This window comes from Bradyrhizobium diazoefficiens (assembly GCF_016612535.1).
In the GTDB taxonomy this organism is placed as follows: domain Bacteria; phylum Pseudomonadota; class Alphaproteobacteria; order Rhizobiales; family Xanthobacteraceae; genus Bradyrhizobium; species Bradyrhizobium diazoefficiens_C.
The window spans coordinates 3,448,205-3,463,846 of the sequence record NZ_JAENXS010000001.1 but is presented as its reverse complement, the minus strand read 5'-3'; the positions used below and the strand labels follow the sequence as shown (position 1 = coordinate 3,463,846).

Annotated in this window: 14 protein-coding genes and 3 pseudogenes; 9 read left to right on the top strand and 8 right to left on the bottom strand. The window is 59.8% G+C overall.

The window, feature by feature from the left end; translation table 11 throughout:
- Window positions 1–50: 50 nt before the first annotated feature.
- The 4 genes and pseudogenes from JJE66_RS38940 (at window position 51) to JJE66_RS16360 (ending at window position 1,985) form a co-directional block, all read left to right on the top strand.
- Complete coding sequence (locus JJE66_RS38940) at window positions 51–467, top strand: transposase (RefSeq protein ID WP_200515201.1); 417 nt, start codon at window positions 51–53, stop codon at window positions 465–467.
- Window positions 461–814, top strand: a complete 354-nt coding sequence (tnpB, locus tag JJE66_RS16370) for an IS66 family insertion sequence element accessory protein TnpB (RefSeq protein ID WP_200515200.1) — start codon at window positions 461–463, stop codon at window positions 812–814. The genes JJE66_RS38940 and tnpB (JJE66_RS16370) overlap by 7 nt, the downstream gene beginning before the upstream one ends.
- Window positions 815–865: 51 nt before the next feature.
- Window positions 866–1,673, top strand: a pseudogene (locus JJE66_RS38065) (transposase); the annotation flags it as partial.
- Window positions 1,665–1,985, top strand: a complete 321-nt coding sequence (locus JJE66_RS16360; RefSeq protein ID WP_311979913.1) for an IS1096 element passenger TnpR family protein — start codon at window positions 1,665–1,667, stop codon at window positions 1,983–1,985. The pseudogene JJE66_RS38065 and the gene JJE66_RS16360, both read left to right, overlap by 9 nt.
- 31 nt (window positions 1,986–2,016) lie before the next feature.
- Here JJE66_RS16360 and JJE66_RS38455 read toward each other — a convergent pair.
- The 4 genes and pseudogenes from JJE66_RS38455 to JJE66_RS16340 form a co-directional block, all read right to left on the bottom strand.
- Window positions 2,017–2,184 (bottom strand): annotated as a pseudogene (locus tag JJE66_RS38455) (biotin carboxylase N-terminal domain-containing protein); the annotation flags it as partial.
- Between the two features lie 177 nt (window positions 2,185–2,361).
- Window positions 2,362–3,603, bottom strand: coding sequence for a cysteine desulfurase-like protein (locus JJE66_RS16350; RefSeq protein WP_200515198.1), 1,242 nt, complete (start codon window positions 3,601–3,603; stop codon window positions 2,362–2,364).
- Window positions 3,604–3,870: 267 nt separating this feature from the next.
- A complete protein-coding gene (locus JJE66_RS16345; RefSeq protein WP_200515197.1) occupies window positions 3,871–5,052 on the bottom strand; it encodes a PLP-dependent aspartate aminotransferase family protein in 1,182 nt (393 codons plus the stop codon).
- A 391-nt stretch (window positions 5,053–5,443) separates the two neighbouring features.
- Window positions 5,444–6,178: a GntR family transcriptional regulator gene (locus JJE66_RS16340; RefSeq protein WP_200515196.1), complete on the bottom strand. Its 735-nt coding sequence runs from the start codon at window positions 6,176–6,178 to the stop codon at window positions 5,444–5,446.
- A gap of 809 nt (window positions 6,179–6,987) precedes the next feature.
- On the opposite strand from JJE66_RS16340, the pseudogene JJE66_RS16335 reads away from it, so the two are divergent.
- Window positions 6,988–7,908 (top strand): annotated as a pseudogene (locus JJE66_RS16335) (IS256 family transposase).
- Between the two features lie 477 nt (window positions 7,909–8,385).
- Here JJE66_RS16335 and JJE66_RS38660 read toward each other — a convergent pair.
- Window positions 8,386–8,508 carry a hypothetical protein gene (locus JJE66_RS38660; protein ID WP_311979915.1) on the bottom strand — a complete coding sequence of 41 codons (123 nt, stop codon included), beginning with the start codon at window positions 8,506–8,508 and terminating at the stop codon, window positions 8,386–8,388.
- Between JJE66_RS38660 and JJE66_RS16330 the strand changes: the two genes are divergently transcribed.
- Genes JJE66_RS16330 through JJE66_RS16315 form a run of 4 tightly spaced genes read left to right on the top strand, consistent with a single transcriptional unit; the run spans window position 8,452 to window position 11,335 of the window.
- Window positions 8,452–8,772 carry a transposase gene (locus JJE66_RS16330; protein ID WP_311979912.1) on the top strand — a complete coding sequence of 107 codons (321 nt, stop codon included), beginning with the start codon at window positions 8,452–8,454 and terminating at the stop codon, window positions 8,770–8,772. The two genes, JJE66_RS38660 and JJE66_RS16330, sit on opposite strands and share 57 nt — an antisense overlap.
- Window positions 8,766–9,119: an IS66 family insertion sequence element accessory protein TnpB gene (tnpB, locus tag JJE66_RS16325; RefSeq protein WP_200515194.1), complete on the top strand. Its 354-nt coding sequence runs from the start codon at window positions 8,766–8,768 to the stop codon at window positions 9,117–9,119. Before JJE66_RS16330 ends, tnpB (JJE66_RS16325) begins: the two co-directional genes overlap by 7 nt.
- A gap of 51 nt (window positions 9,120–9,170) precedes the next feature.
- Window positions 9,171–10,736, top strand: a complete 1,566-nt coding sequence (gene tnpC, locus JJE66_RS16320; protein ID WP_200515193.1) for an IS66 family transposase — start codon at window positions 9,171–9,173, stop codon at window positions 10,734–10,736.
- Complete coding sequence (locus JJE66_RS16315) at window positions 10,733–11,335, top strand: plasmid pRiA4b ORF-3 family protein (RefSeq protein WP_200515192.1); 603 nt, start codon at window positions 10,733–10,735, stop codon at window positions 11,333–11,335. Before tnpC ends, JJE66_RS16315 begins: the two co-directional genes overlap by 4 nt.
- 203 nt (window positions 11,336–11,538) lie before the next feature.
- Here the strand turns inward: JJE66_RS16315 and JJE66_RS16310 are convergent, their stop codons facing one another.
- From JJE66_RS16310 to JJE66_RS16300, 3 genes are all read right to left on the bottom strand, one after another.
- Window positions 11,539–12,822, bottom strand: coding sequence for an IS256 family transposase (locus JJE66_RS16310; RefSeq protein WP_200515191.1), 1,284 nt, complete (start codon window positions 12,820–12,822; stop codon window positions 11,539–11,541).
- A 186-nt stretch (window positions 12,823–13,008) separates the two neighbouring features.
- Window positions 13,009–14,013: a succinylglutamate desuccinylase/aspartoacylase family protein gene (locus JJE66_RS16305; protein WP_200515190.1), complete on the bottom strand. Its 1,005-nt coding sequence runs from the start codon at window positions 14,011–14,013 to the stop codon at window positions 13,009–13,011.
- 151 nt (window positions 14,014–14,164) lie between these two features.
- A complete protein-coding gene (locus tag JJE66_RS16300; protein WP_200515189.1) occupies window positions 14,165–15,337 on the bottom strand; it encodes a Xaa-Pro peptidase family protein in 1,173 nt (390 codons plus the stop codon).
- Window positions 15,338–15,642 lie beyond the last annotated feature (305 nt).

Genomic DNA, 15,642 nt, shown 5'->3' with positions numbered 1-15,642 from the left:
GAGTCTTGGGAGCACCGTCAGAAGAGTCATCTTCGGCAAGGGTGCTCACAATGGACGACCATTCGGGCGACATAAGACGACCGCTGTCGCCACGTATCGAAGTGTATGCTGGCGTAGGTCGAAAGCAGTGGCCGGATGATTTGAAGGCCCAGATTGTCGCGGATAGTCTCGAGCCAAGCGCGGTTGTAACAAATGTCGCCCCCCGCCATGGCTGCCGGCCCCAGGAGGTGCTTGATTGGCGACGTCGAGCGCGTTTAGGCCAGTTGGTGCCTTCGGCGGATGCCTTATCGTTTGTACCTTTGGTGTCGGAATCGTCGCTACCGGCGGCTACGGAGTCCTCCGCGTCGCCGGAAGCAGCCGTTGTTACGGTCGAGCTCCAGGGGGCATGGGTCGAGATACGCGGGACGCCTGGCCTTGCTGTGTTGAGCGATGTGTTCATAGCGCTTCGACGGACACGTTCATGCTGACGCCGCCGGCGAGCCTCATGATTTACGTGGCGACGCAACCTGTGGACTTCAGGAAGGGTGCGGAGGGCTTGGCGCTCTTGGCGAAGGAGACGCTGGGCCATGATCCGATGAGGGGTGGGGCGCTGGTCTTCCGTGCAAAACGCGCGGATCGGGTAAAGATTGTCGTCTGGGATGGCAGCGGCCTTGTGATGTACTGGAAGCGGCTCGATGGCAGCGGCTTCAAATGGCCTCCCATCGTAGCTGGCGTAATGCGGATGAACGCCGCGCAGCTGTCGGCGCTTCTGGCCGGCATGGATTGGACACGCATGCATGCACCTCGAATCCCGCAGCCGAAGGCGCTTGCGTAAAGATAAAAATCTTCGCTGCATCGGGGCGCGAAGCGTGGCAAAATCGGACTAATGAGTGATTTGCCTGATGAGCTGCCGAGCGATCCAGCCGAGTTGCGTGTCTTTGCCGCGGCTCTGCTGGATCGCTGCGCCAGGCTCGAGCGGTTGCTCAAGCTTGCAAAAGATGCGCAGTTCGGTCGATCGTCGGAGAAGCTGGATGCTGATCAGCTACAGCTTGTTCTGGAGGACATCGAAGAGGCTGTCGCGGCTCTCGAAGAGCCGAGGATCGCGCCAATCCCAGAACCTGCGAGAAGAGAACTGCCTAGCGCAGAGCCAACCGTGGTCATCTGCCAGAACATCTGCCGCGCATCGTCGAAACCCTGATGCCGGCTGAAACCTGTTGCCCGTGCTGCAATGGCGATCTCTTTGAGATTGGTCGCGATGAAAGTCAGAGGCTGGACGTCGTACCCGCGCAGTATCGCGTCGTCATCGACGCCAAGTATCATTGGCATTTGCCCCTTTACCGCCAAGCGCAGATGCTGGCGACGCACGGTATCGCCATTGATCGTTCCACGCTCGCTTTTTGGGTCGGCTATGCCGCCCAAGATTTAAAGCCCTTGTGGCATCGCCTGCGCGAGCTGCTGCTCGCCTCCCAAAGCTCTGAGTCGATGAGACCCCGGCGCCGGTGCTGGATCCGGGGCGCGGCCGTACCAAAACTGGCTACTTCTGGGCGCTCTCGCGCGATGACAGGCCGTGGGCTGGGCCTGATCCGCCTGGGGTGGTCTATGCCTATGCACCGGGCCGCGGCGCCGTTCATGGCTTGAGACTGCTCGAAGGCTATCGCGGCATCATCCACTGCGACGGCTATGAGGTGATCAAGCTCGAAAAGTGGTTCGACAACACGACAACGGAGGGGCTTCCCCTCTTGCTCGAGGCCGCCGGCCGTTGTCCTCCGGAAGATGTCGGCGGTGCGCCAGGCTATGTCGAATACCTCGACGCCATCGGCGAACCCGCCCATACGGAGCACGAACAAATGCGCCTCTGGGGACCGGAGCGGCACGTGATCGAGCGGAAGGGGCTAGGCCGCCGTCAACGCTTTGTCCGACAAATGGAAGCCGCGGCGTCGCGTCACGCCGTCAAGATAGGCGTCAAGCGCCAATCGAAAGGGCCGCAGCGCTACGCTTGCGCTTGATCGGCCGCATCGCACGCTCGACCGCATTGGTGTCCATCTCGAACCGATGAAGCGAGAGTTTGTCCTCATCTGCATAGACAGCGAATGTTCGCAGTCCCAACTCGCACGCGGCTCTGAAAATCCGGATTGCGATTTCAGAGCGATTTGCGACAAGAAGGTTTCTGATCCGGGACCTTACTGCAGGAACGAGTTTGCTCATCTTCGCCGCCCTTCAAAGTGCGAGCCCGGCGTTCGCTCCGGGCTCAAGTTGAGCGTCCCGCTCTCGGGACACATTGGGATAAACCGAGTTCGATGGGCGTCGTGGAGGTTAGTTTGCGTACTTGCGTCTTTTGTTTCACCTTGCCGGGGCGGCGTCTCTACACCTTTGATCGGCCGCTCAAACTAGCTCGGCGAGAGCGCTCAGGAACGCGTCGATCTCGGCCGCCGTGTTGTAGTGGGCCAAGCCGATGCGAGTCACGCCTTCGGACTCGATCTTGAGCCGCTGAGCGGCCTCGAAGGCGTAGAAACTGCCACTCCAGGCAAAGATATTGCGACGAGCGAGATGCTCGGCAGTCGCGTTTGCATTCTTGCCGGGCAGGAGAAAACTCAAGGTCGGTACCCGCTCGAGAATACGGTTTGAACCAGGACCGAAGAGGCGGAAGCCGGGAAGCTGGGCGAAACCATCGAAGAGGCGGCGCATCAACGCGGTCTCGTGACGACTGGCGGCGTCGAGGCCGGCAACGATGCGTGCGCGCAGCGTCCCACCGGCCATCCCGCCAAATCTATCGCCGAGCCATGCCAAATGCTCAATGGCGCCCGCGGTGCCGGCAATCGCTTCGAAGGAGGGGGTGCCAGGCGAGAAGCGCGTCGGCATGTTCCATGAAGAAGGCCGGACTTTGAGCGGCTTCAGACGATCGCGGACCTCGGCCCTCAGGTAGAGCAGACCGGCATGTGGGCCAAAGAACTTGTATGGCGAGCAGGCGAGCAGGTCGCAGCCGATGTACTTGACGTCAATGGGCAAATGCGGCGCCGATTGCACGGCGTCGACCATGGTAACGGCTCCGACGGCACGACCGGCCGCGACGATACGGGTCACGTCGTTGATCGTACCGAGAAGGTTGCTTGCATGATTGCACGCGACCAGCCGCGTGCGCGGGCCGACCAGCTCATCCAGCGTGTCATAGCGGTACCCGAAGGTTTCGGGATCGAAGTCGAGCCAGCGCACCGTGACCCCACGCGCCTCGGCTGCGATGAGCCAAGGCGCGATATTCCCGTCATGATCCATACGAGTCAGCAGAATCTCGTCGCCCGGTTGCCAGTCCCGCGCCAGCATCTGCGAGAAGTGAAAGAGCAGCGACGTCGTGTTCAGACCGAAGACAATCTCGTCGCTGCCGGCATTTAGGAAGTCGGCGGCAGCCTTCAGACCTTCCTCGACGATGCGCCTCGTACCCTGCGACGTCCTGAAATGGGCACCGTCATTGGCGCAGGATGAGACAAGGGCCTCGTGCATCCTGTCGAGCACACGTTGCGGCACCTGTGAGCCAGCCGGAGCGTCGAGATAGACCCGAGCGCGTCCCTCATCGCGGATCGCGAGCGCCGGGAAATGCGCGCGCACCTCGTCTTCGTTCCAGTCGGTCATCATTGTCTCCCGTTGATTGGGTTGCGTGTAGGACAGATGCGTTCAAGTGTCGCTTTGATTAGCTCAGCAATAGTGTGGCCCGCTTTGCGTTCGAGCATCACCGCGCGGAGTTACGCATGCGGTGCAAACTCTGCCTGCCGTTCCGTGCCAGACAAGACCGCATGCATGCTCCGGCAGCAGTTCTTCTTTCACGGCGTCTGAAATCCGCGCGCCGAGCATGGCCATTACGAGCGACCTTTAGGTCGGTTGTGTGTGGCTTTGCAGCAGCTATTGCGTCTGCAGCGTGTTCAGCAGCCCCTCAAGATCTGCCCACAGATGATCGATGTTCTCCAAGCCGATGCTAATCCGCAGATACGTTGTTGCTCGGCTTGAGGGCATAACATCGCGATCATTGGCGATGACCATTGGGGCGACAAGGCTCCGCGTCCCACCCCAGGACGCCCCAATGGCTATCGTCTTCAGGCCATCCAAAGCGCGATCGACAGTCTCCGAGCAAACTCCGTCCATTTGGAGACTGAAGACACCGGAACTGCCTTTGAAATCACGCTGCCAGATGCTGTGATTGGGAAAACTAGGAAGGCAAGGGTGCAGCACCGGGTAACTCCAGTTCTGAGTCAATCGTTGAGCGAATTCCTCCGATAGTTCGCCAACGTGCCGCAGGCGGAGACTCATTGTTTGCATGCCGCGCAACGCGAGAGAACATTCGTCAGGCGAAACGCCGACGCCGAGAGAACTCAATGTGAGTCGTGTCCGTTGGTAGAGATCCATGTCACGGAAAATAACCGCCCCTAACAAAATGTCGGAATGGCCACCTACATATTTCGTCAGTGCTTCCGCAACTATATCAACGCCCAGATCCAGCGGCTTGCACAGAAGTCCTGTCGCCCAGGTGTTGTCACATCCAACGAGCGCGCCCTTTGCCTTGCTCAAGCGGGAAATGGCAGGGATATCGCAGACTTCCATGGTAGTCGATCCAGGCGACTCGACCCATACGAGCCGCGTGCGTCCGGGTCGAAGCCGCGCCTCAAAGTCTGTCAGCTGAGTAGGATCAAAAAACTCGGTTTCGACACCTAAATCGCCGAGGATCTTGCGCGTCAAGTGCTTTACAGGCGGATAGACGTTATCCGTTACGAGCAGATGATCGCCTTTCTTGAGCACACTAAGCATGGCGACTGAAATTGCGGCCTGACCAGACGGCACAATGATTGCTCGTGCAGCATCGTGCACGGCAGACAGCTGGCGTTCCAAAGTCCGCGTGGTCGGCGTCCCGGAGAGCCCATAGGTATAGCCATCCGGCCCACGAGCAGCCCGGCTGCGATACGAGGCTGCGTCCGGAAATATAATTGTCGAGCCGCGATAGACGGGAACGGCAAGGCTGGCAAAGCCTTCAAGCGGTGTTTCCGGCGGAATAACGCAAAGCGTTTCATCCAAATGGGTGTTCTTGCGCATCTTGCCGTCTCATAAAACTTTTGACAGAAATTCGTGCGTCCGCTTTTCGCGGGAAGCTCCGAAGATCTGGTCAGGTGGACCAATTTCGTGGATCATTCCGGAGTGCATAAAGGCAACCTGGTCGACAATCTCGCGTGCAAACCCCATTTCATGAGTGACGATTACCATCGTTATACCGTCGCGAGCCAACTTGCGAATGACGTCTAGAACTTCGCGCACCATTTCTGTCCATGTGCTCCGCCGTCGAACGCTCACGATTGCTCCGGCGGGGAATGGTTGCTTATATCGATAAGCGCGGCATGCCTCGACCTCAGGGACCAAATCAATTTTAGCTCGTGGTCCGTCCACCAGCGCTCGCAGTCGCGAAGAGGAATGCGAGAGCCCGGCGAGATCACTTCTTTGGCGCCGGATTCTTGCGATCTGATTGAAGGTTCAAAGTATAGGCAAGTCGGTCGAAGGGCGATTGGAGAACGCCGAAAACAGTCACGCCCGGTTTACTTGTCGTGAACTTGTAAAGACGGCGCAGCATCGGATAGCCGTTTGGGATGGCAAATACTTCCGCAGCTTGTCCAGCGGCGGGAGCTGCATCGATCATATGAGATTCGCTCCGGATCCGAATCCCATTCCGACTTAGCGCCTCGGTTACCAGGCGCTCGCCAAACTCGTCAATGATTTCGCCGTCAACATCCGATGAAATATAAGTAGAATCGTAAACGGCGGGGATCTCGTCTCCGAACGAGATGATCTTTCGCACGCAAAGCATCGACTCACTTGGCGGCTTGAGTACCCTCATTGTTGGATCGGTTATTTTTTCCCTCGTGACCGAGAGCAGTCGTATACTCGCGTTCTCCCAAGAGAACACTAAGGCACTGAGGTCAATTAGAAATCGCTTCTGTTCCTTGACGAACGTGCCCTTGCCTGCGACCGCAGTCAACACTCCCAAGGCCTGCAAATCACGCAAAGCCCGCTTGATGGTAATCGGACTGACCCCAAATTCCTCGCTGAGCATCGCTGTGGATGGGATAGGGACGGACGGCGGATAAGTGCCCTTCGTTATGCGCTTCAAAATTTCTTCACGGACTGACTGATGCAGAGACGACGAAGCACGGAGTTGTGAATTGATCACGACATTCTCCAATCGCTTCCATTAAAGGTGCTGCTCTGGCGACTCAATAAATCGGCGAAAGCCAAGGTGGGTGGCATACCTAGTATAGGAAGGCTGGATCGTCAACCCAAGGGTTAGCCGATCAGGGTTGCAAATTTCCTGGAGCGGATATGGAGTTCGGGCCACCACAGATGGGTTGCGCGCCTGAAGGTCTCCGGCAACATTGGCGGCTTCTCCTCACAAGCTCACCATCGCGCTCCGCGATGTTGCGACGAGCGTCCACCGGTCCGCTCAGCAAAGCAGTATCGCAGACAGCGCTCGTGTTGGCGCGATGGGATTTTTCGGAAGATCGACAGTGGGGTGTCGATCTCTGGACTAATGGAAGAGCTAGGCGGAATTTGGGTGATGACGACCTAAGATAGGCGGCGTATCGAGGCGGGTGCTTCAAGCTTGCCAGACCCCCTCACGATGGAGAGCGATACGCCTATGACCGAGGGTAGCAACGTTTTTCACCTGCGTCGGCCCGATCGGATTGACGATCCACTGACTGATATACTTCGGGCCGGAGCCCGCTAGCTGATCGCCAGAGCCGTTGAGCTCGAGTTCAACACGTTCCTGGCGTCGACCGCGGATCTGGTACTGCCGGATGGCCAGGCGCGCGTGGTCCAGCATGGACACGGGCCGGAGCGCGAGATTGCCACCGGTATCGGTCCGGTGGCGGTCGCCCGGCCGAAGGTTCGCGAGCGCGGGCGAGCGGGCCAGGCGACAGGATCCGGTTCCATTCGACGATCCTGCCACTCTGGGCCCGGCGCGCGAAGAGTCTTGATGCCTTGATCCCGGTGCTCTATTTGCGCGGCATCTCGACCAACGACTTCCAGGACGCGCTGTCGGCCTTGCTCGGCAAGGACGCGCCGAACTTGTCGCCGTCGGTCATTGCCAGGCTGAAGAGCGACTGGCAGGCGGAATATGAGCGCTGGCAAGCGCGTGATCTGTCGGCACGGCGCTACGTCTACATCTGGGCGGATGGCGTCTATTTGCAGGCTCGCATGGAGGACTATGCCGAATGCATGCTGGTGTTGATCGGGGCGACGCCTGAAGGGAAGAAAGAACTGATCGGCTTCCAGGTCGGGGTGCGCGAGAGCGCGCAAAGCTGGCGAGAACTGCTGATCAATCTGCGCAAGCGCGGCTTGCGGATCGGACCCCAGCTTGCCGTCGGCGACGGTGCGCTCGGCTTCTGGCAGGCGCTCGATGAAATCTTCCCCGGCACGCAACATCAACGGTGTTGGTGTCACAAGGTGGTCAACGTGCTCGACAAGGTGCCAAGTTTGTGCAGCCAGCGATGAAGCGCGGCCTTCGCGACATCTACCTGGCGCCGAACCGCGGCGGCTGAAACCGCGATCGACATCTTCGTGGAGAAATACGGCGTCAAATACGACCGGGCCGTTGAATGCCTGATCAAAGATCGCTCGACGATGTTGGCATTTTACGACTTCCCTGCCGAGCACTGGTCGCATCTGCGCACGTCGAACCCCATCGAGAGCGTCTTTGCCACGGTCAGGCATCTTGCCGTGCGAACGAAGGGAGCGCTATCGCCGCATACAGCAAGGCTGATGGTCTTCAAGCTCGTCGGCGCCGCATCGAAGACCTGGCGGCGCTTGAAGGGCACAAACCAGTTGCCGAAGATTATCTCCGGTGTAAAGTTTGCGGACGGAATCGAAATCATTCCGACCGCCGAAGTCCGCGCCGCCTGATCAGGCCGCGTCACCCAAAATCCGCCATAGCTCCTAATGGAAGGGCTGCACCGGTTAAGGGGCGTTTGTCTGGCTCCCGAATAGCAGCGATGAGTTCGCACATTTCGCCTTCCGAACAAGGATAAGAGTACGCCGACCCTTTGCGCAGGTCGCCCGACTCTCGTTTTTGCGGCTATCACGCGCTATTGCTTCCTGCCCGAGCTTGTTGCCCCCGGCAGCGCCCTGCCTGCTTTGCCGCCCCGTATTGGACTGGTGCCGCGCGGGCGAATCGGGCCGCATGACCGCAGTTTCCGCATCATCGCGTCCCACCTGTCTGCCTTGGCCTGAGCAAGGCTTGTGCCTGCCGCTTCCACGTAAGCGGGGCTGCGAGGCCCATCAGATTGTTTGTGCGTAGACCTATGAGCGCCGTTAGAAGAGTCATCTTCTGCAAGGGTGCTCACAATGGACGACCATTCGGACGACATAAGACGACCGTTGTCACCGCGCATAGAAGTGTACGCCGGCGGCGGCCGGAAACAGTGGCCAGATGATTTGAAGGCGCAGATCGTCGCGGACAGTCTCGAGCCGGGCGCGATCGTAACAGATGTCGCACGTCGCCATGGCTGCCGGCCCCAGCAGGTGCATGACTGGCGGCGCCGGGCGCGTTCAGGTCAACTGGTGCTGCCAGCTGCGGGGGGAGCACTGTCGTTTGTGCCGTTGGTGTCGGAATCGTCGCCATCGGTGGCTGCAGCTCCCTCCGGGTCGCCGGAAGCAGCCGTTGTGACGGTTGAGCTCCATGGGGCACGAGTTGAGGTGCGAGGGACGCCTGGCCTTGCCGTGTTGAGTGATGTGTTTGTTGCGTTGCGCCGGACACGTTCATGCTGACGGCTCCCGCTGGCTTCATGATTTATGTTGCGACCCGACCTGTAGACTTCAGGAAGGGCGCAGATGGCCTGGCGCTGTTGGCGAAGGAGACGCTGGGCCACGATCCGATGAAGGGCGTGGCGGTGGTCTTCCGTGCGAAGCGCGCTGATCGGGTGAAGATAGTTGTCTGGGATGGTAGTGGCCTCGTGCTGTATTGGAAGCGGCTTGAGGGCAGCGCCTTCAAGTGGCCGCCGATCGTTGACGGCGTCATGCGAATGAACGCCGCGCAGTTGTCCGCGCTTCTGGCCGGCATGGATTGGACACGCATGCATGCGCCTCGAATCCTGCAGCCGAAAGCGCTTGCGTAGGACATAAAATCTTCGCTGCATCGGGGCGCGAAGCATGACAGACTCGGGCCAATGAGTGATTTGCCTGATGAGCTGCCGAGCGATCCAGCCGAGTTGCGTGCCTTTGCCGCGGCTCTGCTGGATCGCTGCGCCAGGCTCGAGCGGTTGCTCAAGCTTGCAAAAGACGCGCAGTTCGGTCGATCCTCGGAAAAGCTTGACGCTGATCAGCTCCAGCTTGTTCTGGAGGATATCGATCAGGCTGTCGCGGCTCTCGAAGCAGCCGAGGACCGCGCCAATCCCAAAGCACGCGAGAAGAGAGCTGCCGAGCGGAGGGCCAATCGTGGCAAGCTGCCGGAGCATTTGCCGCGCATCATCGAGACCCTGATGCCCGCTGCAACCTGCTGCCCGTGCTGCGCAGGCGACCTTTTTGAGATCGGTCACGATGAGAGCCAGAGGCTGGACGTCGTACCGGCGCAGTATCGCGTCATCGTCACCCGCCGCCCCAAACTGGCCTGCCGCGCCTGTCACGGCGTCGTCCTCCAGCGTGCTGCTCCCGAGCGATTGATCAGGGGAGGACTGCCGACCGAGCGGCTCGTCGCGCATGTGATCGACGCCAAGTATCATTGGCATTTGCCGCTTTACCGCCAGGCGCAGATGCTGGCGACGCACGGTATCGCCATCGACCGTTCCACGCTCGCCTTCTGGGTCGGCTACGCCGCCCAGGAATTGAAGCCCTTGTGGCATCGTCTGCGCCAGCTTCTGCTCGCCTCTTCGAAGCTCTGTGTCGACGAGACCCCCGCACCGGTATTGGATCCGGGGCGCGGCAGGACCAAAACCGGCTACTTCTGGGCGCTGTCACGCGATGACAGGCCCTGGGCCGGACCTGACCCACCTGTTGTGGTTTACGCCTATGCGCCGGGCCGTGGGGCCGTTCATGGCTTGCAGCTACTTGAGGGCTTTCGCGGCATCATCCACTGCGACGGTTATCAGGCTTACAAGACTATGACCCGAGAGACGCGTGCGGACGCCTTGTCCGGGACGCTCGCCTTCTGCTGGTCGCATCTGAGGCGCCAATTTGTGAAGATCGAGCGCGAGGCTTCGCCTGCGCCAGCGCCGGTTGCCCGCGAGGCTCTTGAGCGCATCGCCGAACTTTACGCGGTCGAAAAAGCGCTCCGCGGCCGATCAGATGTCGAGCGCCGTGCTGGCAGGCAGGCGCATGCCCGACCTCTGGCTACAGCCTTGAAGCAGTGGTTTGAGGCCAAGCTTGATCACCTTGCACAGAAGAGCGACACGGCGAAGGCCTTGCGTTACGCGCTGCGTCATTGGGACGGCTTGACGCTCTATCTTGATGACGGGCGCATCGAGATGGACACGAATGCTGTCGAGCGTGCGATGCGGCCGATCAAGCTCAACGCCAAGAACTCCCTTTTTGCCGGTTGCGACGAGGGCGCCGAGAATTGGGCAGTGCTGGCTTCGTTAATCGAGACCTGTAAGCTCAATGGCGTCAATGCCGAGCACTGGCTCGCTGATGTTCTCGCGAAGCTCGTCAATGGTTGGCCTGCGGCGCGACTGGACGAACTGCTCCCTTGGGCATCGATCTACACGATGCATGCACACGATCCGAGGCTGGCGGCATGAGCCTGAACACGACCGCGGTCCGGATCAAGGTGACCCTCAAGGACGTAAAACCGGAGGTGATGCGTCGCCTTGTCGTGCCGCTCACGCTGCGCCTTGATCGGCTGCATCTGACGCTTCAGGAGGCATTCGGCTGGACGAACAGTCACCTCTTCGAGTTCTTCGCTGGTGAGGCACATTGGGGGATTCCCGACCCCGACAATGATTACGGCCACCAGCCCATGGATGCCCGTAAAGCGCGGCTTTGCGATATCGTTCGAGAGACCGGCGCCAAGACGATCCACTATCTCTATGACTTCGGCGACAGCTGGGATCACGTGATCAAGCTCGAAAAATGGTTCGACAACACCACGACGGAGGGCATGCCCTTCCTGCTCGAGGCCGCCGGTCGTTGTCCTCCGGAAGACGTCGGTGGTGCGCCAGGCTATGCCGAATACCTCGACGCCATCAGCGACCCTGCTCATCCGGAGCGCGAAAATATGCGCCGCTGGGGCCCGGAGCGGTTCGATCCCAACGTGATCGACCGGAAGGCCCTCGAGGCCGCCGTCAACGCGTTGTCCGACACATGGAAACCGCGGCGACACGCCACGCGAACAAAATAGACGTCAAGCGCGATTCAAAAGGGCCGCAGAGCTACGCTTACGCTTCCACTAACGGCGAGCAGGCGCATGCTTGATCCATCCTCAAAGCTCAACTCTTGTCTGCAGTGCTGGTCGCAGGCCAGAGGCCTCCCGATGTATCAACCAGCGGCCGCTTTCGAGGAATGAGGCGAGCTATCGCCAAATTTTGGTGACGGCGGTGCCGGTCAGGCGGCGGCGGTTATGGGCTGACGGTCGGCCGGCTTGGCGATGACCTCGATCCCATCGTTGAATGTCACACCGAGAACGAGTTTTGGCAACTGGTTGTGGCCATCGAGACGGCGCCAGCTTTTCTGTGCGCCCTCGACCACTTTGAAGACCATCGCGAGCGCGGTCCCGTTCGACAGACAACCCTTCGATCGGATCGTGCGGTGGCGCACGGTGGCGAAGGTGCTTTCGATGGGGTTGGTCGTCCGCAAGTGTTTCCAGTGCTCGGCCGGGAAGTCGTAGAAGGCGAGCAGCGTGTCTCGATCCTTGCTCAGGCAGTCGGCCGCCTTCTCGTATTTCAGCGCGTAGCTCTCGATGAAGGCATCGAACGCCAGCCCGGCGGCGACCTTCGTTTCGGCCATCCAGATCTCCTGCAACGCGCGTTTGGCTTTTGGGTGCTGGCTCTTCGGCAGCTTGGCGAGCACGTTTGCAGTCTTGTGCACCCAGCAGCGCTGCTCGCGCGTTTTCGGCCAGACCTCGCCGGCGGCTTTCCAGAAGCCGAGTGCGCCATCGGCGATGACGAGCCGCGGAGGCGCGTCGAGCCCACGGCGCTTCAGATCAAGCAGCAGACCGCGCCAGTCATGCGCGCTTTCGCGGGCGCCATCGGTGAAGCCGACCAGTTCCTTGCGGCCTTCCGGCGTCGCTCCGATCAGCACCAGGATGCACTGCTTTGCGTCCTCGAGCCGCGCCTCCAGATGGATGCCATCGGCCCAGATGTAGACGTAGCGCTTGGCCGACAGATCGCGCTTCTGCCACGCGGTGTGCTCGTCGAGCCAGCCATCCTTCAGGCGACCGATCGCGGAGGCCGACAACCCGGCGGCATCCTTGCCGAGCAGCGCAGCCAGCGCTTCCGAGAAGTCGCCAGTCGAGATCCCCTTCAGGTAAAGGATCGGCAGCAGCGTCTCGATCGACTTCGAACGCCGCGTGTAGGGTGGCAGGATCGCCGGAGAGAACCGGATGCGGTCGGGATCGGAGGCGTCCGCCTCGCGATCGCGCACACGCGGCTGGCGGATAGCGACCGGACCGATACCGGTCATCACCTCCCGCTCCGGCAGGTGACCGTGGCGGACGATGCGCTGGTGGCCGTCCGCGGTCTTCAAATCGGCATGCTTGCCGAGAAGGTCCTCGACCTCGGCCTCGACCGCATGGGCGAGAAGGGCGCGTGCCCCGCTACGCAAGACTTCTGTGAGTTGATCGGCGACGGTTCCTGGCTGAATCAGCTTGATGATGTTATCTTTGGACACGGCATATCGCTCCTTCGGTGGAGAAGTGGAGGCGTCAAGCACCCCCACGATATGCCGCCTTCCCGATTCCCGCCGTCACCAACTTTCGGTGATAGCTCGAATGAGGCTTGCTGAATCCACTCGCAATTGCGAGTTTAACGATCGACACACCTGATCGGGGCATGCGCGCCTAACCTTGCCCCTGTCCTAACTCTCCGCCTCAGTCGTGAGGCCAAATAGTGCGTCGCCCGTAGAGGTTAGCGTTGGAAAGCGTCGGAAGGTCACGACCCCCCCTTCGGCAAACGTGAGTTCAAGCGGTTGCGCCAGTGCGTCATCTAAGCGATGAACACATCCGGCCTTTTGGCCAGCAGCGACTTTCTCACCGGGCTTGGCAAAGGGCTCAAAAAGGCCGTCGCACGGCGAATAGATCGTACCAGCTTGCCCGATAAATCGGACAAGGCGTGTCGCTGGCGCCTGAGGGGCCTCAATTGTGGGCGCTATGCCATAGTCGCGCAGTACGCGACGCAGACCGCTCTCGGCGATCGCAAGACCTGTCTCGGACAGTGTCGAACCACTGCCCAGTTCGGTGGTGAGGGCCGGAATGCCCTGCTGTTCGGCTGCCGCATAGAGGGTCGCGCCCGCGCCGCCAGCCGCACCATTTGTCACGACGCTATAGGGCGCAGCGAAGCTTTTGAGGAGATGCCGGATGGCTTCGACTTCGCCCTCAGTGCGGCCGGGGCGGGCCAGCGCCACGGGCAAGTAGTCGAGCGAGCTTCCGCCCGAATGCAGATCGATAATCAAATCAGCGAGCGGGAACAGTTCTGTAGCGACATAATGTGCAATCATCGCTGTAGGCCCCCCCTCGGGGTTGCCTGGGAAGACGCGGTTGAGATTGCCTCCATCAAGAGGCGAGTTGCGACGGCCCGCCCATACCGCTGGCTGATTAAGGGCGGGCAGAATAATTACCCGACCGCGAAGTTCCGTCTTCGAAAGTTCTCGCGCTAGCTTGCGCAGCGTGACTTGACCTTCATACTCATCGCCGTGGGTTCCCGCGGTCAAAAGCGCCGTGGGTCCCTCACCACCCTTGAAGCAAAGCATCGGAACCGGAATCCAGCCGTAGGCGGAGATATCGGAGGAGAATGGAACGCGGGCGAAATCGGATTGAATTCCCCGCGCATCAAAATCGATCGTGGTCCAGACACGGCTTTTCATCGAGCTCTCGCAGCAATTGGTTGCGCACGGCAGGGTTTGCGCTGCGCTCTCGCAACCGGTGCGACAAAGCTGACAGATGCGTCAACAGTCGGCCCCACCGGCTGCATGCGCAGCGTAAGCGAGCGGGATAAGATGGTTTTGGGCGAGGACTTCAAAGTTCGACTACGGGTAGTTTTGCTGGTGACGCCGTGCTCAAAAACTCGGGACCGCTTGGCGTAACCCTGAAAACTTCCTCCATCTGAAACACGCCAGCGGCAGCCTCCAGCTTCGGCTCCACATGTAAGACCATGTCTTCCAAGATGATCTCCGCCGAACCGGCCATCAGGGATGGCGGCTCCGTCAATGCGATCCCCGAACCATGTCCTACGCGTCCCGCTATGGCGAGACGACCTGAGTGCTTTCTGACAGACCAGAGCTGATCGAACAGCGCGTAGGCGTCATGGCCCGTCATTCCCGGTCGGATCCCGTCTGCTAGGCGAAGGGTGACGTTTCTCACAAACTCGTACGTCTCCTCTTGCTCTGGCGTCGCCCTACCGACCTTGGCCACGCGGTTCAGATCACTGATCTGATCGGCGCGACGAGCACCCATGTCGACCCAGACAAAGTCGTCGTTTTGAAGTTTGGTGTCCCCATTGGGCTGTGCATAGCTCTGACCGCCTCGCCCAAAGCGGACCGGCAACCAATCAACGCTGTCTGCACCAAGTCCAATCATTCGCTGCTTGAGCGATTGTCCGAACTCGTACTCGCTCATCCCGAGCCGGAGGTCGGCCAATCCGTCGAAGAATGCGCTAGTCGCGATATTGCAGGCCCGTCGCTTTGCATCCAGCTCATGCTCACTCTTTATCAAACGCTGGCGCCAAATTAGGTCGGCGGCATCCGTGAGCTGAAAGTGATTGGGCGCACCGCGAAGAACATCGAAAAGACTTAGTGATCCGCGACCGAACATATCGCGGCCGTAGTCAAAACCAATTGCAGCTCCATTCGGGAGCCCGCGCAAAAAGTCTCCGGCAGCATCGAGTGCTACTTCCGTAAACCCGTTATAGAAGACCCGATGCACATCCGCATTGCGACCGCAATATGCGTTGCGCTGCTCGCCGCTATTGATGATGATCGTAATCCCAGGCTTATCACGCCTAACGATCGCCAGCAGAGGACGCGTGTCAGAGAGCCAGAATAGGGTGCGGTGACCAGTATAATACTCGAAGTTGTGTTGAGAAGTAATGACGAGCGCATCCAGAGGTACCTGGGCCATGTTCTCCTTCAGGCGCGAGATCCTGAAGCTTATTTCAGTCTCGCCCGGCCAAGAAGGTATCGCATCCGACATTCTTACTGCTCCATCAATCTCATCAATTGCACTTAACGAGCCATGCCCTGAGGTCGCGCCCTTAGTTCTTGAACCCTCTTGAAGAGGATCCAATTCAAACGGCAGTAGGCTTGGCTTCCGACACTTCTTCTTGACATGCCGATATACCTGCCATACATTATATACAATGGTTGGGTATAGCAATCAGAAAAGAGCATATCCGACGACAATAAGGCAGCACTCGTTTCGATAGCGTTGGCGCTCAAGGGTTTAGTCGGCATACGCGAGATGCCTTGGCTCTAGCGCTGGAAATCGGGAAAGTGACC